The following is an 18879-nucleotide window of genomic DNA, read 5'->3' as shown; positions in this document are numbered from 1 at the left end:
TTGGACGTGGGTCGCGAATAAGGTAACCTAAATAGACTGAAAAACTTCGCCGTATGCAGCGAACCGTCGCTCTAAAGTTGGTTACTCGCCGAGTCGGCGCGGCGTTAGCGGTCTGTGCTTTTGCGCTCTGAGAATCGAATACGTCGGCGCCTCCGGTGCCCAAATCGATCGGTTGAATCCGCCCATCCTGCTCGACATTCCGCGCCGTCATTTTCCGCGAGCACCTTAGTGTGAGGCTAGGTCGCATGCAATCACGGCTCATCGACCTAAATTGAGCCATTGATTCAATGCCGGATCCTTCCTCATCGAATCCTCGAGAAACTTGGTTCTCAGTGTTCTGCCCTTCGAGTTCAGATGCAGGTCTGTATTGAAGAAATACTTACGGTTGAATACGAGCTGATTCCGATCATCGAGCACGGTGCCGAGTGGCGCAATCGCCGACGCGAATTCCCGCGACGCTTGCTCCACTCGATCTGCGCGCGTAGCGCTCGTCGCCACGTACGGAATATTGGCGAAGTAGACGCTCACGCCCTTGCGGTTCATGTCCCGCACGAATTCCTGAAGAGTTCGGAAACTGCCGGGCACACCTCGGTTTTCTGCTCGGGCGATGCCGCACGCCCAGTAAAGTACGAGCCGTCTATCTGCTGCATGTTGCCCAGGTTATCGAGGTGATAGGCCGAATAGGCGAATGCAGACGGGCGCGGCGAATGAGTGAATTCGGCCAGAATGTCCTTGTCACGGAACGTCTTCAGCCGATCTTCAATCGAGCGCGGAAACCACGTCCGCGCGAATGCGGGCGAGCGCCAGCTCGAAGAGCAGCCCAGGACCGCTCATTGATATGGCTTCGAGCCGTTCGAGCGTCGACCATGACTGCCAGCGCTGGTGATCCCAAGCGATCGCGTTGCGGGGCCCGCCAGATGATATTCGAGCTGTCTTCCGCTTCACAATAGTATTCCGCTCCAGCGGCAGGATAACCGTGTCATTGCGTTCCGCAGCCGATGCGACCTCGGTGAGAATTTTGTCCAGCGCAAGGCCAGCGTGAAGTCCGTAGTTGATCACCGGAATATCAAGATCCCTGCTAAGCCGATCGGTGTCTACGCTAAAGAGCACATTCGAGCCAGCCGCTATGATCAATTTGCGCTGTCCCTGATAGTGATTGGCGATACTTCGCTTGACCACGGTCATTTCTCGCACCCAGTATTCGGCGGAGATCGGCGCGGGCGCGAGCAACAACGACACGGAAAAGTACGCGAAGGCAATCACCAGCAGCGAAGTCGCGAATATTTTCAGGTAGCTCATGGTCAAAACTCAAAATACAGAAACTCGGACGGACCATCGGACCTGATCGCCAGGACCACGACGAAGAAAAGAAGTGCCGACATAACGGCAAGCATCGCGCGCGGATTAACGAAGGACAAGCTCTTTCGCTTAGTGGCGGTCACCGGCCAACGCATGTCCGAATTCTCCGCGGACATGTGTTCTTCGAGCAGACGCTGCAGATTGGGGAATGCCCAGACGAGAATCGAGCCGAAGAGCAGTGCGATAAACACGATGTTCGGCAGCGTCACCGACGATATCAGCCCGTCAAAGCGCAAGCTTGAATGGAGCTTCGAACCCTCGAAGACGGACAGGTGTCCTCGCAGGGCGACGGGAAGCGAAATGCCGTGCAATCCGGTCATACCGGCGAGCACGTTCCATGCGGTTGCGAAGTTATCGGCCCGAAAGAAGACCCATCCAACGACTACCGCGATGAAGGTGAGCGCCACACTCGCCATCCGCCATGGCGCGCTCGTGTGAGCGACGCCAAAGCGCGAGGCATGGGCGCGCCAGCCGTGATTGATGATCAGATAAGCGCCGTGCAGCCCGCCCCACACGACGAACGTCCAGCCCGCGCCATGCACAGACCGCCCAGCAGCATCGTTATCATCAGGTTGGCGTGGCGGCGCAGCAGTCCGCCATTGCGACTTCCACCCAGCGGTATGTAAAGGTAATCACGCAGGAACGCCGAGAGCGTCATGTGCCAGCGTCGCCAGAAGTCGATGATGCTCGCGGATTTATAAGGGGAGTCGAAGTTTATCGGCAGTTTGACGTTGAACAGCAGGGAGATGCCTACCGCCATATCGCAATAGCCCGAGAAATCGAAATACAGTTGCAGCGTATACGCGAAGGCCGCGATCCACGCCTCAAAGAATGTGAGCGGCACGCCTGCGCTGGCCACGCTGAAGAGGGGCGTTGCGGCTCGGGCCAAGGTGTCGGCGATCAGCACTTTCTTTGCAAGCCCCAGGACAAAAACCGTTAGCCCGGCCGCTATGTTATGCGGATTGATCTCGAAAGTGTCCGGATTGCCGAACTGCGGCATCATCTGCTTGTGATGCAGAACAGGTCCGCGATCAGATGTGGAAAGTAAGTGACGAACAGTAAATAGTTAGCGAAGCAGTACTCGCGCGCAACGCCACGATTGACGTCCACGAGAAAGGCGATCTGCGTGAAGGTAAAGAACGAAATGCCTAAAGGCAGAATCACTGCAAGCACATCCAGATGCCAGCCCAGGAAGTGATTCGTCGAGTCGATAAAGAAGTTCGCATATTTATAGTAGCCAAGCACCGCGAGGTTGACCGCGACCGCGGCAGCGGTCTCCCAATTAGCGCGTCCAGGCCGCAAACATCTGCTTTTCGTGCCGATCCACCAGGCGGCCCCGTAGTTGAACGTAATGGATGCCAGCAAGAGCGCGACGAAGCGGGGATTCCACACCGCATAGAAGCATAGCGACGCCACTCCGAGCCACATGACAGCCCATCGATGACGGTAACGACTGAGCAGAAACGTACCGGCGAACACAATCGGAAGAAAAAGGAAGAGAAATGAATCGGAATTGAACAGCATGTTCGGCTACCTCGACGTCTGATCGGCTATGCCGCCAAGCGAATGGCGACATGTCTTTGCCGCGCGTGGTCTGTCGAATTGGCAAGGTCCACGTGGTTTACTTGAGTGCTGCAACATCGTCCGTCTTTTTCCTGAGACGCTTCCCTTTCGGTTGCTGACTGGAGATGATTCTAGTTTTTCCAGACATTGCTTGTAATTCAATGTCGGAAGACACCATTCCTTTGGCTGACGAATGGGGGCGGCATGTGCAGACGGCGCGGTTGTGCCGCAAAGGCGAACGCTTGTTCTCGAAAGGCGGACCGGGAGATGCAGGTTGACGCGCGGTGTCCAGCCCGCGCCCGATTGAACACGCTGCCCAGGCGTGTGAATGGATCTTGCGGACCTTGACGGGCGCACCGCGCGAGTCGGAGCTTTCGTGCCGAGCTTATCGAGGACATCACGCAAGCGGGCAAGGACGATCGGGATCCGGCGCTCTGCCGCGATCGGTCACGGTCCTTCGTCATCATCGGATCGAAGCCGTCTTGCAACCGCTATTGCCACACTCCCGGCCAAATCCGGCCGGTCACGAGCGTCTGCATTGCGCCGGGTGCTCCATCGTTATGGAAACGGCGCGGCGAACACCGACGGCCCGGGCGCGTGCGGCGACCTATTGCTTTCCGTGTGAGTTCGCTGTTTCTTTTCCCATTGACCATTCCGTCGGAGGGGCATATGGAACATTTACTTCCCGAAGGGCTGCAGCGTTTCGTCATTAGCCATTACGTCAAGGACGACTTCAAGACTGGCGGCCTGCGCGACTATTCGACTTGTCGGGACTTGGGTGTTGCCGCGGCAACGAGTGGCCTTGTTTATGCGCGCGTAATCCGCATGGTCGCGCGGTTTCGTCCGGAATTTAGCGTACTGCATCACCACAACCTGCAGTTTCAGTTGGTTTTGGAGTTGACCCGCTTTCGTGGACATCTATCCTTTTGTTCAGGAGGTGCCCATTATGGCGAAGCGCCGTACCCCGTACCCGGCGGAATTCCGGGCCCAGATAGTCGAACTGGTCAAGGCCGGTCGCACGCCGGAGGAACTGGCCAAGGAGTTTGAGCCGACGGCGCAAACCATCTACAACTGGGTCGCGCAGGCAGCTCGTGACGCCGGTACACGGCTCGATGGGCTCACCACTGCCGAGCGCGAAGAACTTACGCGACTGCGCCGCAAGGTGCGCCAGCTTGAGCTTGAGCGAGAGATCCTCTCAAAAGCCGCGGCCTGGTTCGCACGGGAGACCGGAACGGTGCCCGAGAAGGGTTCGAGTTCATGAAAGCGAATCGGGCCGCATGGCCCATTGCCATGATGGCACGGCTGCTCGGGGTCTCCGCCAGCGGCTTTTACGCGTGGCTTGAGCGCGCGCCATCGAAGCGAGCGTGCGGCGACGCCGATCTGCTCGCGCGCATCCGGGCGATCCACGCAGGCTCGCGTGGTGCCTACGGCATGCCTCGCATTCATTTCGAACTTGCCGAGCAAGGCGTGCATGTTGGACGCAAACGCGTTGCCCGCCTGATGCGTCTGGCGGGCCTGTGTGGCGTAAGCCGGCGACGCTGGATCTCTACTACACGGCGGCAGCCCAACGCACGGCCCGCGCCGGACCTGGTGCAACGACACTTCAGCGCCGACGAGCCCAATCGACTGTGGGTGGCGGATGCGACCTACGTGCCGACCGCCGAAGGGTTCCTGTATCTCGCGGTGGTGCTCGACGTGTTCAGCCGCCGGATCGTAGGTTGGGCGATGTCGGATCACCTGTACACGGAGCTGATGCTCAGGGCGCTCGATATGGCTCTCGCGCAACGACGTCCCGCTGGCGTGATTCACCATAGCGATCAAGGCTGCCAATACACGTCCATTGCCTTCGGCCGCCGCTGCCGTGAAGCTGGCGTGCGTCTGTCGATGGGGACGGTGGCGGATTGCTTCGACAACGCCATGTGCGAGGCCTTCTTCGCGACACTCGAATGTGAACTGCTCGCCCGCACACACTTCCAAACCCGCGAACAGGCACGGCAAGCGCTGTTCTCGTGGATCGAAGGTTGGTACAACGTCAGCCGTCGCCATAGCGGCATCGGTTACCGCTCGCCGATGCGCTACGAGCAACTTCACGAGGAACAAAACCGAATCGGCATCACTAGCGAGTTGTCCACCGCCGGCCGGCGTCGTGGTCGTAATAGGCGACCCGCCGACCGGCCGTGGACAACTCGCGGCACTGCCCAAACCGGAGGGAATCAATCCATTCAAAATTCAACTGCTTAACCATCCACGGAAGCGGGTCACCCCCATTTACTGCCTGAAGGGCTGGTTTCAGACCGACTTCGAAGGCATTGGATCGCGACGGCTGTTGGCCGGGTCATGCTGGGCTCAGCCGCCGGGAATCCGCCATACGACAAGAAGTCATACTGCTGATGTTCAGGGGAGCCTCGCCGAACGTCCGCAATGGCCGACAAGCAATACCATACCATTGGAAGTTAAATGGCCGGTTCCTGAGTGGAACCGACGCCTGAATGTATGAGCTTCGGCCTAGCGAATGACGCTTCATGGCCGGGTTGAGGCAGTGCCACCGGCAATTTGATCGCCGGAAACCGGCCATTGAGCGGGGGCGGACGAGACCTTGGATATTCAAATTGGACGGCGACCTCGATCGGCGGCTCGTGGCCGGGTTGAGGCAGTGCCACCGGCAATTTGATCGCCGGAAACCGGCCATTGAGCGGGGGCGGACGAGACCTTGGATATTTAAATTGGACGGCGACCTCGATCGGCGGCTCGTGGCCGCTTGCCGAAGTTGCAGGCAGGGGCGCGTGGCGCCTGAGGCGACCCGCCTCGAACTCCCGCACCCGAACCACAAGGGACAGTCGGCTTTCTCTAGAGCAGTCATTCGGTTCTGGCTTGGGTCTCGAGCCATCGTGTCTTCACGCGCGTTGGTCGCCCCTTAATTAGGTCGTGGAATGCGTCCATCGCACGCCCGGAATACGCGAGCGCCGGCCGCCACTTCCGGTGAAATCGGGAGTTCGGCAGTGTTTCCTTTGACGATCAACGCTTTTTGAAGTCGCCCAGTGCCGGATCAACACGGCATCCTCTCCACCTGAGTTGAGACAGATTTTATATACCCTGTCGTCCTGCCAACGACTTAATCGCATCAATCCCCGCCGTCATTCGCGCCCGTGCTGCGGAGTTCGCAGAATGGACGACAATTCTCGGCGGCTTGAACCCCCGAAGCGCAACAGCCTCCTCCATCCAGACAATCACATCGTAGCCGGTCCCGCGCTCGTCATTACCTAGATCGTGGTCAAGACTGATCTCTTCTACACCCCCCGCTTCGAGAAGACGGATGGCCTCGTCGGGCCAGTACACCCTAATCCAGCCTGGCGGTGTCTCTCTGAGATCGTCGAGATAAACTTTCAATGGTTCTCCGGACCAACAGCTTCGTGCGAAACGTCTGGAATCGCAGATCAACAACAGAGACCTGCTGTCGGCAAGCTCGATGAGCCGAATTTTAGTCCAATAGTTATCCTATTCTAACGGTTTTAGATTCAAGTGAACTAAACCGCTGACGCGGAAAAAGGTTGGGTAGCATCACTCCGAGTGGCTCGCAAAAAGACCCGAGGATCGAGCCTAGCGATGACTTACTTCTTTGGGCGGGACGTTTAGCGATGCGTCGCAGCAGAAACATAGTTCTTCGTATCCTTCATTCGCGTTGATCTCGCTGGGTGCGACCCGTTCAAAGCGACCTGCTTGTGCTGCTCGATGACGAACGCTTCCATCAAGTCAAGGCCAGATAGTGAGTTGCCTATGACAAAGCGTCAGGTTGCTTCGTCAGCATCCCATTTACGAGCCTGGCGATGGATCGTCTGCGGACGCCTCAGCATTCATTCGCCGAGCTGGGGAAGCGTTCGTGCAGCGCTGCTCCTGCCGTCCGCCGACTCTGGGACGAAGGTTGGCACAACAGCTGCCGACGGAGCTGGAGCTGAGGCACTGACAAGAAATCCAGTCGAGATAAGGAAGATCAAGGCCGACACTATAATTTCCATAGCATTTTCCTCGCGGCTGTTAGGGGTACCTCTCAGCGCGTAGGTCGACATCCGTGCGGCGCTACTAAACCATCTGGGCGCTTCCCCCAACTTCGCAGCGACCACACCCTGCGCACTACCACTAACTTATCTCTGCGCCTTCCGTTTTGATTGATGCATGTCAAATGGGCCGATCGACCAAGGGGCGCATATCAGCGCGCTTCTCCTTTTTCAAGGCGACCTCTTGGCAGCGGACATACAGCCTTTCACGTCGCCGTCATGTCGATCAATCAGGCTGGCACGAGTGCTGGGCGAGGCGCTCCGGCAGGTAAGTCCGCCTTTGCGGGCGGCGAAGCCGATGCGGTAGCGGGGTAAATGTTCGACCAGCTTTGCCATGCGCGGTCGTCGCTCTCTGGCGCCATGTGCACCGATGCTGTTGGCCTCCACGAAGCATGTGTGCGCTAGCTCGTCCATCAAGGCTCTTTCACGCGGCTCCACGACGCATCAGGATCGAACTCAGTCAGCGGCTTCGCCGACGCACCGCGATTCTTCTGATACACGACGCCATTGTTGTTGACCACAAACGTCATCACCCCGCTTGCGCCATATTGCGCGGGTACGCGGCCATCGCGAAGCCCGCCAGCATGCGGCCATTGATGATGTACGGGAAAGGACCGCCCGGCGCGTGCTTTCCCTGTCGCGTGAGAATGCGGAAGTAATATCCGTGATACGCGTCGCCCGGGTTTCGATCCTTGAGATAGTTCGCGCTTGCGGCGATCAGGGGCCCGAACGGACTCGGCTCTTCACCCTTTGATTCGTCCGCAGGCCAATACAACCCGTCGCGCTTGCCCGGCGTGCTGCCGAGCTTGCGCGCGTACTGCAGCACGCCGTCGCCCATGCGGTCGCGCATTGCATACTCGCGTTGCGCATCGACATACGCGCGCATCACCTTGATAGCCTCGCGCTCGTTCGCGCCAATGCGCCGGTCCAGTACTTCCTGCTCACCCTCTTCAGTTGCGAAGCGCCACGCGCCTTGCGTGCGAACTAGCGGAATCGGCATGGGCCACGCTTCATCGCCGATATGGAGGACGCGGCGGCCCGGCGACGTTTCCTCCAGCAGGTGATACGCATTGAACTCGGCGAGTGCATTGGCGCGCAGCTCGCGATTCTCGGCTTCGTCCGGCGTCACGACGAGTTCCTTGTGTGCATTGCCGAAGATGGCGATGAGCGCGGTGTCGTCGTTCGACTTGAGCGCCTGTTCCAGTGCACTGACTGCGTCGTCCGGGGTCTGGAAGGTCAGTTGCTCCTCTGCGGCAAGAGCCGCCAGAGGACCGATGAGCGTCGCGATGATCGAGCATGCGACGAATCGACGAGACGAGCTGTTCATGAAGCGTCTCCTATCGACGGCCGACGCGGCCGCCTCCGCCAAATCCTCCGCGCGCACCGCCCGAAAAGCCGCCACCCTGAAAATTGCGCCCACCTTGTCCGCCCGGCCTCGACTGCCGGCTCGCGGCGCCGCGCGCGCTGTCCGCTCTGGCGCCTTGAGCAGACCCATAGCCGCTGAACGCTTCGCCACCCCGTCCCTGAAGGTTGCCGGCGCTCTGTGCGCGTGACGACTGCGCAGGCGTCGGGGCGCGCACTCCAGCGCGTTCGCCGCCGGCCGCGCCGAAATTCCCGCCGCTGGCGCGAGATGGCGCATCACCAACGCGTTTCGTCGATGCTCGTGTGCTCGCGCCCGACACCTGGCCGGGCTTCTTTTCCGAGCGCCACTGGGTCGAGCGCTGAGACGAAGTGGTTCCGTTCGCCGAGCGGTTCGCAGCGCGGCTGCTCAACTCGTTCTTGACATCGGCCCGGTTGACGTTGCCTTCGCGGTTGATGTTGATCGTGTTGTTGCCGCCCTCATAGTGCGACACGTAATGCCCGCCGTTCCACGCCGCCGTGATCGCCGCACCCCAAATGAGGCCCGTCGCGAAAGCCGCGCCGGGTGCGTAGGGATAGTAGTAGACCGGATACGGCGCTGGCCAGTAGGCATAAACCGGCGTCGGGCTGCTGATGACGACCGTCGAAGGGTTGTACTGGGGCACGTAGATGACCTCGGGATTAGACGGAACAATCTTGATAACTTCCTTCTCGACCACCACCGTCTGCTTGTCATCCGTCTTGAGATTCCCCACCGACTGAGTCTGACGCCGGAACCGCTGCACGGCCTCCAATACCGCGCTTTGATCCGTTACGACCGCTTCGCCAAGCGCCACGGTCCAGTCGAGGTCGCTGCTCATTTTCCTCACGACTTCAGGATAGTTCAGCAGCGCCTTGATCGGATCCTGCCATGCTTCGTTGACCGGCAAGTCCTTCTGGGCTTTTCTGCGCTCAAGAAACCGGTCTGCCTGCACCACTTCGACAGGATAAGTAGATGCAGGAAGAATGATTGCGATGAGGTCATCAGGATAGAGTGCGATCGGACCGACGAGCGCGTTGAGCGAACCCAAGTTAGTCGTGACGGGCAGTGCACGTCCCGCGTCCCACGCCTGAGCCATGGTTTGCGACCCACTCGCGGCAGGTGTTGGAGCGATCGTTTGCGAAACGCCTTCCGGAGGCGTTTCCGGGACCGCGCATCCGCCTACACAGAGGGCGGATGCGATGACGAGCACGCCAAAGCACTCACGCATGTCCAGCACCACCGACGTTGAATATACCGCGCGTGTTCGAAAGCCCGGGCACTCGCTGGACCTTTAGCGCCGTTACAGGGCCGTCTCGGTTCCGAAAGAACATCCGATTGCAGATCCCTACGACGCAGCAGTTATTGCGCGCTCGCACCACCATGAGCTGCTGCGATCGCAGCGTCGCGCTCTTTGGCGGCTTCCGCCTTCTTGTGGTCGTAGACTTTCTTGGCCGCCGCGACTTTCTGGTTATATTTCTTGTTGGCTGCGGAGATTTCCATTCGCATCTTGACGATTTCGTCGCTATGCGCGGGCTGAGCCGCGTTTTGATCAGTCTGAGCCCACGCGTTCGTTGCGAGCGCGAGCGACATCAGCACCACAGCTCCTTTGAGACGATTCATGGCTACTTCCTCTCTTTGAGCGCGAACATTTCCAGGAACGGCAACGCGATAAAAAAATGCATTCTGCTCACAGTATGCGACTTCATTCGTGAATTCAAGAAACCTGATCAGATCGATGTCGGCCCCGGCAATGGGGGACTACCGATCACTCGGGCCCATTTAGGGGCTGGCTTTTTTGGACGTCATCGAAAAGCGTAAGCGATCCCGACGCCGTAAGTCAGTTGATTGCGGGTCCCGCGCTGCGTCACGATGGGGCTGGCTGCTGAAGCACCCATAAGGCGCTGGTAAAAAACCATCGCGCCCGCGTACCACTTCGGGCTGATCTGAAAGATCCCGGCCACCCAGCCTGTAATCTGGTTGAGGCCACCTCCGGGATTGAAGACCGGTAATCCGCTCCTCTGGGAGTCCTCGGAGGTTACGCCGTAGTAGGTCTCGTTGAATCCGCCGCTCACCCATGTCGCTCCGAGTCCGCCGCCGAGGAGCACACGCGTATGCAGGGGAAACCATGCGCTCGTGTTCACTGACGTGCGCGCACCCGTGTAGACCGAGCCGGCGTTCGTGACAACGGTAAGCTCGCCTCGAAGGCGGTACGGCACATCGCCGACGTAGCTGTACTCATAGCCGACGTAGCCTCCCCCTTCCACCGTGGTGGAGACGTTGTGGACCTGTGACACGACAGGATCGTCGACATCCCGTCGCCCCAGTCGAAGCGCCACCGCCGGACCCCACTGGAATCCACTCAGGCTCCCGAAGTTGTATTGCGCATAGGTTCCGTACCACTCGAACAGGTGGCCACCGTTCGTCACGTATCGCATGCCCGGAAGCACGCCAACAATGCGGTCCTTTCCACCGGCATACTCGGTGGTCGAACCGATTCCTGCGCCAAAAAAATTGGGCAATGCGTTCGAGAGGTCCACCGGGCTTGCACAGGCGCTGCCGAGAACAACCGAGAAGCATGCTCCGGTGAGCACATTGCATAGTTTCACGGGTGCCCTCTGCGGTCAAAGTCTTGCTGTCTGCCTGACAGCGCTTCGATCTTCGATCCAATCGAATGTGTCGTCGCCTGATTACGCTAAGCGTAGCCGTTGCAAAAGCCGATTCACAACGCGCAAGGATGCAGCTATCGTGGTGCATGCAGAACATCCACGATGTCTCGACTCGCCCTCCGGAACTCACATCATGCTCGCTCGTAACCTAAGGCTTACCGCGTTGGTCACTTCCATGCTCGTCTGTTCCTGGCCGGATTTGTCTTTGGCAACGGAGCAGGCACAGCAACGTCGCGCCGGTCGTGACGTCCGTCAGGATTCGCGCCAAGACGCCCGACACACCAAGCAAGACTGCCGCGCCGCCAATCAGCAATCGAACGCGCACTGCCGACACGACAAGCGGCAGACGAAGCAGCACGGGCGTCAAACCGCAAGAGACATCAAATACTGATTACGCGAGACGCGGTCAAGCCGAACGTGCGAGCCATCCGCGTTTTGCTTTTTGAATTTCACGCGAGCGCGTGGTATCGACTCTATAGAAGACACCACTCACAGCAACACATACCACAAGCAGCGGCCACTGACGACAGGCTGATCGCACGCATGGCGCAACGCTTAACCGTGTCATCAGGCACGATGACCTTGTCAGCGCTGGTTGGTTTTGCATGGCTCCGCATCTGGGAGCGCTAGTTTGCGGCGGAGCGCCATCATCCGCTGCGCACTCGATCGAAAACCAGCAGCATCAGGCACGCGTAAAGGGTAACCGCAAGAAAAAGCCCCATGCGCACCGCAAACGCGGTATAGACGTCCTTGCCCGCGATACTGTCCTGCACGGACTGACCCAGCAGGATGATCATCGTGATGAAGCCATTCAGCCAGACACCGGGCGGGTAGCGCGTCATCCTGATGCCATGGAGCCTGCGCCCGACCAGCAAACCGAACAGCAACATCCACAGGAAGAACATCCACAGGTGCACGGCGAGCTTCAGCGCAAACCAGAACAGGATCGCGAGCAAGCCGCCGAGCAGTGTCGAGCCGATGAGTTCCCGCGCCGCGCCGCGCGCGCTCGTAGTGCAACTCTGTCTGCCGAGGCTGACTGACTTCATGATGATCGGCATATAGCTCGCCGGGTCGGTCATCGCAAGGAGGTACGCTGGCATGACCACCAGCGCGGCGCGAAGTGCAATGCGCGCGGCCTGATTGGCGGAGACGGCTCTCGCGGCAGACGGTGGCCGCGCGTTCGCGGTCTCGGGGAACAGGCCGTGCATGAGCGCCGATACCAGCAAGGCGAGCAGCAGCCCTTTCACCAGCGCGCCGACCACGGTCGCGCCCAACTGGAAGTCGGCCGTGCCGGCTGCGGAGATCATCGTGAGCCCCGCCACCAGAAAGGTCGCGACGAGGTTGTTACCGCCGCGCACGCCATAGAGGAACGCGACGAAAAGCAACAGGCCGACGAGCATCACGCCGGCGAGCGCGTAATGCCGAAGCAACGGAACGAGCAGCAGGCCGCTGCCGGTGGTCAGCATCACGACGAGCGCCAACATCGCGGCTGCCCTGAACGACAGCGGCCGGTTCTGCGTCGCGAGCAGAAAGACCGCAAACACCGGCGCGATCACAGGCACCGGGAACTCCAGCGCGAAGCTGATCGCGAGGCACAACGCCGTCCCGCTCGCCATGCGCAGCGTACGTCGGCCGGGAAGCTGGAACCTGTTTTCCATGGGCGTGCTCAGTAGACGTAGGCCAGCCAGCTCATCACACGCAGGAACATGCGACCGAGTGGATTGAGCGGATTGCCTTGACTCGGAAACGCCATCACCTCGGCCTGCCCGCCGACACGCAGGTTGTAGAGACGCGCGCGCTCGTCCTTGTCGAACTCGACGATCACCGGAAAGCGCTGGGCCGGCCGCAGCCAGTCGCGGCTCGTCTGTACCGTCGGCAGACTGCCGGGCGGCGTGCTCTGTCCCACGCTCACGCCGAACCCGATGCTGCGAATCCGCCCTTTGAAGACTTCGCCCGGCAGCGCATCCAGCACGATGGCCACAGGCGTGCCGGGCCTCAGGCGGCCGAGATTGTTTTCGGTCATGTGGGCGCTGATCCACACGTCGCGGATCGCGATCAGCGTCATCACCGCCTTGCCTGCCGATGCGAACTGCCCGACTTCCGTGCCGAGATCGGTGATGACGCCGCCGGTTCGCGCCCTGATGCGCGTGTTGGCGAGATCGAGTTCGGCCTTCTGGAGCGCACCGGCCGCGCTGCGCAACTGCGCGTTCTCCGCCTCGATGCCGCCCTGCTGTTCGCGCGCACGCTCGACTTCCGCACGCGCCGCGACAACCTGACTCTGCGCTTGCTCGTAGGTCGCTCGCGCCACTTCGAGACGCCGCAGCGAGATCGTGCCTTCGTCCTCGCGATACAGCCTTTCGAGCCGCTCGCTGTCCTGCCGTGCCTTGACCTCGTTCGCGATGGCCGCGCGCAGCGACGCACGCGCCGAATCGATGCCGGCCGTGCTTGCGCCGATCTGCCGGCGCATGGTTTCGAGATCGGCGCGAGCGCGATCGGCGGTGATGCGGTATTGCTCGCCGTCGATTTCGAAAAGCACGTCGCCTGCGTTGACCTCCTGATTGTCACGCACCAGCACGCGCGTCACCCGGCCCGATACTTCCGCGGCGACCGGCACCACATAGGCCTGCACGCGCGCCTGCTGCGTATAGGGCGTGATGCGGTCGGCCAGCAGATACCAGATCAGGCTCACGACGATCAGCGTGATTACACACTTCAGCGCCCTGCCCGATGGATCGCCAGCCGGAGCAGGCGGCGGCGTGCGCGCCGATGCGGCTTCCGACGATCCGGACGTTTCGCTCATCGAGCCGCTCCTTCGGATGGCACGCTCACCTCGTTCAGCAGATCGCCCCAGTCGGTGCGTTGCTGCATCTGCTGGCGGGTCGCGGCATCGACGAGCGGCTGGCGCGTGGTCCAGCCGCCGCCCAGCGCCTTGTAGAGCGCGATCAGACTGCCGACCGCGTTGCGCCGGTTGACGACATACGCGTCCTGCTGGGCGAACAGCGCGCGCTGCGCATCGAGCACGCGCTGGAAGTCCGAGTACCCTTCCCGATAGATCGTGCTGGCGAGCGTCAGCGAGCGCCGCGCGGCCCCTTGCGCCTCGTTCAGGATGGCGTCGCGGCGCGACGCGGCGATCAGCGACGTGGCGGCGTCATCGGCCTCGCGCGCCGCTTCGCGCACGGTGTTCTGATAAGCGACCGTCAACTGCTGCAGCCGCACGTCCTGAACGCGCACATTGTTCGTGATTCTGCCGTGATCGAAGACGTTCCAGACCACGCTGGGGCCGATCGCCACGGCAAGCGTGCTCGGCGAGCCCTTCAGCGAACTCGCGCTGAAGCCGAGCGTGCCGAGCAGGGAGACCGACGGATAGAAATCCGCTTCCGCCACGCCGATGAGGGCCGATTGCGCGGCCATCTGATATTCGGCGGCGCGCACGTCGGGGCGACGCAGCAGCAGATCGGCGGGTACGTCCTGCAGGACGGCGCGATCCACCAGCGGAATCACGCCTCCCTTACCGGACGACACGCCGATTTCCGGCAACGGGCCGGGCGGCCGGCCCATCAGCAGGGACAACGCGTGTTTCGCGAGCACGATCTGGCTCTCGAGTTCAGGGATGCTGCTCAACGTGCCCAGATACTGCGTATTCGCCTGCTGGAAATCCAGTTCATCCGTCTCGCCGGCCTTGAAGAGTTTTTGCGCGATGTCGTAGCTGCGCTTCTGCAACTGAGCGTTCTCGCGGGCGATGCGCAGGCGCGCCTCGCCGGTGCGCAGCGTGAAATAGGTTTCGGCGACCTGAGCGTGCAGAAGAACCAGCGCGGCGTCGCGGTTCGCCTGCGCGGCGAAGAACGCGGCGTCGGCCGACTCGATCGCGCGTGCGAACCGCCCCAGAAGTCGAGCTCCCATCCGACGACGAAGCCCGCGCCGTACTGCAGATATACGCCGAGCGCGGATCGAAACCATCCGAACGCTTTTGCGCGGACGCAAGCGCCTCGGCGCTGGCCTGCTGCACTTGCGGATAGCGTCCCGCGAGCGCGATGCCCAGTTGTGCGCGCGCCTCGATCACGCGCAAACCGGCGATCTGCAGGTCGCCGTTGCCGGCATCGGCTTGTTCCATCAGGCGTTCGAGATTCTCGTCGCCGAAGATTCGCCACCATTGCCGGACATCGGGCTGCGGCGCCTGCTGCGTGACCTGTTCTAGCGACGTGCTGCTCCAGTGTTCGCTCCAGGGCTCGTGTTGCGGATGAAAGTCCGGCCCCACGCGCATGCAGCCGCTCAGCAACGACGCAAGGCCCACGATGACGCAGTCCGTCAGCCGCGGCCGTCTGATCCGGGAGGCGTGCATCGAAGGCGACCCCTCAGAGCCGCTCCTGTTGTTGCGGGGGTTCCAGGGACGGTTTGTTGTTTCACCCAGCGCCAGAACAGCTTGTAGGCGACCGCAAGCATCACGGAACCGATGAACAGGCCGATCACGCCGCCCGTCACCATGCCGCCGAGCGCGCCGATCAGCACCACGGGCATCGGCACCGCGACGCCGCGACCCCAGCAGCATCGGCTTGAGCACGTTATCGGCGAGACCGGCGATGAAGGTATAGACCGAGAAGACGATCGTCGCCGTGCTCACGCCATTCGTCACGATCACGAAAGATGATGACGGGAATCGTGATCAACGTCGCCGGCAACTGCATGATGCCGATCAGCAGCACGGCGAGCGCGAGCAGCCCCGCGCCGGGAATACCCATGATGACGAAGCCGATGCCGATCAACAGCATCTGGATGAACGCGATTCCGACCACGCCTTGCGCCACCGCGCGAATCGTGGCCGTGCAAAGATCCGCGATCTGCTGGCCGTTTTCGGGTCCGGAGATGCGCGAGGCGATCTGCACGGCGCTGCTATAGCCCTTCTCGCCATGCGCCATGAAGATGCCCGCGACGATCAGCGCGGAGAAAGAACACGATCAGCCCGGCGCCAAGTCCCGTGATCGTGCCGAGCACGGCAAGGCCGGCTTCCTTGATCTGCGGCGCAAACTTCTGCGCGAGACCCGTGACATCCGTCGACGCCTGCGCCCAGAAGTCGTACACCCGCTGCCCGACCAGAGGCCATGCGGCCACCGATTCCGCTGGCGGCGGGAATCTGGAAGGCTGCCCGCTCCTGACGATGCCATCGCGCGCTCGATGACGTGGCAACCGCCACGCCGAAGCAGGTACGTCGGCACGAGGATGACGACGAACGCGACGAAAGATGATCAACGTGGCGATCAGACCGTCCTTGCCGCCAAACGCGCCGCGGAGCCGGACCTGAAGCGGGTACAAGCGTGGACCGCGAGGATCAGCGCCCAGACCATCAGGTCGAGGAACGGCACGAATACCCGAAAACAGAAGACCGCCAGAACGGCAACGAGACCCGCGCGAATCAGGGACATCGAGTAGTTCCCTTGAGAGCGTGCGCTCAGAAATCGGCGATAGCATTTGCGTGCCCCTCGCGCTCACCCGTTCAAATACGGGACGGGCCAGCATGACTTCCAGACACAGACTCGCGCGCATGAACGACCGGCGGATCACCGGTATTGACGCGGCGCTACCGCGGAACACACGCTTACCCTGCCCCGAGCCGCGTGGTCGCTTACGGACAGCCGCGCGGTGCGACGAGCAGCAACAGGGGCGTGGAGACCATCGAGAGCGCGACGACCAGCGTGACGAGCGATGCCTGACGCTGATCGATGACACCCGCCGCCAATGACGCGGCCATCACGACGAACGCGAACTCGCCGCCCTGCGACAGCAGAATGGCGAAGAAGCTCCGGTGCGATCCCGGCACTTCGAAGCGGCGCGCAAGGAACCACTGCGCGACCGCCTTCACGCTGACCACCGCGACGACGAGCACCGCTACCCGCACCGGCTCGCGCGTGAGCACGCTGAAATCCATCGACATGCCTACCGCGATGAAGAACAAACCGAGCAGCAAGCCCTTGAACGGCGCCATATCGACTTCGATTTCGTGGCGAAAGTCGGAATCGGCGAGCAGCACGCCCGCGACGAACGCGCCCAGCGACATCGACAGATGCACGCTCTGCATGAGAAGCGCGATGCCGACGATCCACAGCAATGCGAATGCGGTGAAGATCTCCGGGACGCCCGTGCTCGTGATGAGCCGCAGCACGGCGTTCAGCAGATAGCGCCCGACGAGCGCGATGGCGCCCAGCATGGCGAAGCGCCCTTCAGCGCGACGAGCCAGCCCGGTTCCGGCGGCGGGCATGGGCACCGTCGGTCCGAGCAGCGGCAGGAGCGCGATCAGCGGAATGGCCGCCATGTCCTGGAACAGCAGAATGCCGAACCCCGCGCGGCCCGTCGGCATGTCCATGAGCTTGCGCTCCTGTAGCTCGGACATGACCCATCGCCGTCGACGATAGCGATCAGCGGCGAGGCCGCCCCCGTCAGCCGCAATGCGCCAGGGCAGCCCCCAGCATACATGAAAACGCCAGCAGCGCGGCGGCGCAACGGTCATCTGCAATGGTTCCCGTAGCCGAAGGATGGTAGCCGGCGCCATTGCCCACAACGCGTTCGATCTCATTTCCGAGTCCGATCACGAACATCATCAGCACGATGCCCCACGCTCGGCAGAAGTGAATGATCGGCATTCGACATCGGTCACCGAAGCCGCAGGTACCACACGGGCCGATCAGGACGCCCGCAAGCAGGTAGCCGAGCACCGCGCCGAAGCCGAAGCGAACGGCCAGCGGCACGGTGATCAGCGCCGACGCAAGAAAGATGACCACGTCGATCAGCAGCTTTGTCATGCGTTGTTCTCCTGAACCGGCTAGCGACCATCGAAGACACGAACACTTGCGTCAACTCATGCGGACGGTCCCGCATCGGCGTCACGCTTTCAGCAGCTCGGCTTCCGGACGGCTCCTGCCCGCTGCGCGCGCTTCCCGCACATGTTGATACGAAAATCGTTTGAGTTCGGCACCCTCCGTGTTGTGGTGAAACTGAAGGATGCCCAGCGTGCGCTGTCTGAGACGCTTGCATCTACATGGCGTCTTAATTCTGGAGCGCGTCCGGCTGCAGGACACGTTGTACCGGCGGTGTGCGCGCTTGACGAAAGCGGTTGCTCAACGCGGTGAGCCTCTCGTAGAAACTTCTATAACGGCGCACATGCACGGTGCTGCCGCTCAGGTCGTCGAGCGCGGACAACGCTAGGAAACCTGAGACCTGTCACGACCGGTTCTCGAACAGAATCGGGTGCGTGCGCCCGGACGAAGTCGATCTGCCTTTCTCATTCCGATTCAGAAGCGGTTCGTGGATCGGGCTTCAGCCTTCTTACAGCATAGCGAGATATGTAAAGGGTTCAAGGTTTGTCGCGATGTCGTGGAGCCCGCAGGCACGTGCTTCACTCGATCGGAATCTTGTCCTGCTTCGCTGGCGCAGACGGTGGACACTTCACGTCGGCCCCTCTGGCGGCATCGACGTTCTTCAGCGAAACGAGCAGCCTGCTCCCCGTATTCGCCGTGATGATGTGCCCGTAGCTGACGGTCGGGATGAACTTGATATCGGGGGCGACGGCGACGGGCGGGCTTTGCGCACCGTCGACGGTCAGGTCGAGTTCCACGGTGATCGATTCGATCGCGACGCCGTAATCTTGTTTGTGCTCGGCCTGAGCCTTCTTGAAGTTGCACACGCCGTCTAGGACATTCTGGAGCGCCGTCGGTATATCCACCGACTTGCCCGGCGGGATCGGTGGCGTGTTGCAGGCGGCGAGGAGAATCGGTAGAGCCAGAACAGGCAGCGAGACGTATGCGCGCATCGGAATCTCTCGGCCTTTTGGAGAGGTCACAGTATCGGGCAAACGAGGCTTTCCGTCCAT

Annotated in this window: 16 protein-coding genes and 4 pseudogenes; 2 read left to right on the top strand and 18 right to left on the bottom strand. The window is 61.2% G+C overall.

Features of this window, described 5'->3' with window-relative positions:
- Positions 1-258: 258 nt before the first annotated feature.
- From NK8_RS41370 to NK8_RS43550, 5 genes are all read right to left on the bottom strand, one after another.
- Positions 259-543 carry a hypothetical protein gene (locus NK8_RS41370; protein WP_213234722.1) on the bottom strand — a complete coding sequence of 95 codons (285 nt, stop codon included), beginning with the start codon at positions 541-543 and terminating at the stop codon, positions 259-261.
- Positions 544-759: 216 nt separating this feature from the next.
- The gene (locus NK8_RS41365; RefSeq protein WP_213234721.1) at positions 760-1299 is read right to left on the bottom strand and encodes a hypothetical protein; all 540 of its coding nucleotides are present in this window, start codon (positions 1297-1299) and stop codon (positions 760-762) included.
- Between the two features lie 2 nt (positions 1300-1301).
- Positions 1302-1874: a hypothetical protein gene (locus tag NK8_RS43560; RefSeq protein ID WP_301549940.1), complete on the bottom strand. Its 573-nt coding sequence runs from the start codon at positions 1872-1874 to the stop codon at positions 1302-1304.
- On the bottom strand, positions 1844-2362 hold the full coding sequence (locus NK8_RS43555; protein WP_301549939.1) for an MBOAT family O-acyltransferase: 519 nt from the start codon (positions 2360-2362) through the stop codon (positions 1844-1846). Before NK8_RS43555 ends, NK8_RS43560 begins: the two co-directional genes overlap by 31 nt.
- Entirely contained in the window at positions 2359-2883 is a 525-nt protein-coding gene (locus tag NK8_RS43550) for a hypothetical protein (RefSeq protein ID WP_301549938.1), read from the bottom strand. Before NK8_RS43550 ends, NK8_RS43555 begins: the two co-directional genes overlap by 4 nt.
- 985 nt (positions 2884-3868) lie before the next feature.
- Here NK8_RS43550 and NK8_RS41355 point away from each other — a divergent pair.
- Positions 3869-5013: pseudogene (locus NK8_RS41355) on the top strand (IS3 family transposase); the annotation flags it as partial.
- A gap of 993 nt (positions 5014-6006) precedes the next feature.
- Here the strand turns inward: NK8_RS41355 and NK8_RS41350 are convergent.
- The 6 genes and pseudogenes from NK8_RS41350 to NK8_RS41325 all read right to left on the bottom strand — a co-directional run bounded on the left by NK8_RS41350 (position 6007) and on the right by NK8_RS41325 (position 10961).
- Entirely contained in the window at positions 6007-6309 is a 303-nt protein-coding gene (locus tag NK8_RS41350) for a cyclic-phosphate processing receiver domain-containing protein (protein ID WP_213233814.1), read from the bottom strand.
- 836 nt (positions 6310-7145) lie between these two features.
- Positions 7146-7310 carry a hypothetical protein gene (locus NK8_RS41345; RefSeq protein ID WP_213233812.1) on the bottom strand — a complete coding sequence of 55 codons (165 nt, stop codon included), beginning with the start codon at positions 7308-7310 and terminating at the stop codon, positions 7146-7148.
- 77 nt (positions 7311-7387) lie between these two features.
- Positions 7388-8301 (bottom strand): annotated as a pseudogene (locus tag NK8_RS41340) (DUF2950 domain-containing protein).
- Positions 8302-8311: 10 nt separating this feature from the next.
- Entirely contained in the window at positions 8312-9451 is a 1140-nt protein-coding gene (locus NK8_RS41335; RefSeq protein WP_225936602.1) for a DUF3300 domain-containing protein, read from the bottom strand.
- A 263-nt stretch (positions 9452-9714) separates the two neighbouring features.
- Positions 9715-9945, bottom strand: coding sequence for a hypothetical protein (locus tag NK8_RS41330; RefSeq protein ID WP_225936718.1), 231 nt, complete (start codon positions 9943-9945; stop codon positions 9715-9717).
- A 212-nt stretch (positions 9946-10157) separates the two neighbouring features.
- Positions 10158-10961, bottom strand: coding sequence for a MipA/OmpV family protein (locus NK8_RS41325; RefSeq protein WP_213233809.1), 804 nt, complete (start codon positions 10959-10961; stop codon positions 10158-10160).
- A gap of 235 nt (positions 10962-11196) precedes the next feature.
- Between NK8_RS41325 and NK8_RS43265 the strand changes: the two genes are divergently transcribed.
- Positions 11197-11412, top strand: coding sequence for a hypothetical protein (locus NK8_RS43265; protein ID WP_225936627.1), 216 nt, complete (start codon positions 11197-11199; stop codon positions 11410-11412).
- A 256-nt stretch (positions 11413-11668) separates the two neighbouring features.
- Here NK8_RS43265 and NK8_RS41320 read toward each other — a convergent pair whose 3' ends face one another.
- The 7 genes and pseudogenes from NK8_RS41320 to NK8_RS41290 form a co-directional block, all read right to left on the bottom strand.
- Positions 11669-12679 carry a DUF2955 domain-containing protein gene (locus tag NK8_RS41320; protein WP_213233808.1) on the bottom strand — a complete coding sequence of 337 codons (1011 nt, stop codon included), beginning with the start codon at positions 12677-12679 and terminating at the stop codon, positions 11669-11671.
- A gap of 8 nt (positions 12680-12687) precedes the next feature.
- A complete protein-coding gene (locus tag NK8_RS41315) occupies positions 12688-13821 on the bottom strand; it encodes an HlyD family secretion protein (protein WP_213233807.1) in 1134 nt (377 codons plus the stop codon).
- Positions 13818-15282 (bottom strand): annotated as a pseudogene (locus NK8_RS41310) (efflux transporter outer membrane subunit). Before NK8_RS41310 ends, NK8_RS41315 begins: the two are co-directional and overlap by 4 nt.
- Before the next feature lie 44 nt (positions 15283-15326).
- Positions 15327-16484 (bottom strand): annotated as a pseudogene (locus NK8_RS41305) (AI-2E family transporter).
- A 154-nt stretch (positions 16485-16638) separates the two neighbouring features.
- Positions 16639-17403 carry a cation:proton antiporter gene (locus NK8_RS41300; RefSeq protein WP_213234720.1) on the bottom strand — a complete coding sequence of 255 codons (765 nt, stop codon included), beginning with the start codon at positions 17401-17403 and terminating at the stop codon, positions 16639-16641.
- A gap of 46 nt (positions 17404-17449) precedes the next feature.
- A complete protein-coding gene (locus NK8_RS43545; RefSeq protein ID WP_213234719.1) occupies positions 17450-17812 on the bottom strand; it encodes a cation:proton antiporter in 363 nt (120 codons plus the stop codon).
- Positions 17813-18405: 593 nt separating this feature from the next.
- Entirely contained in the window at positions 18406-18819 is a 414-nt protein-coding gene (locus NK8_RS41290; protein WP_213233801.1) for a hypothetical protein, read from the bottom strand.
- Between the last annotated feature and the right edge of the window lie 60 nt (positions 18820-18879).

The organism is Caballeronia sp. NK8, assembly GCF_018408855.1.
Taxonomy (GTDB): domain Bacteria; phylum Pseudomonadota; class Gammaproteobacteria; order Burkholderiales; family Burkholderiaceae; genus Caballeronia.
This window is presented reverse-complemented; position numbering and strand designations above follow the sequence as displayed.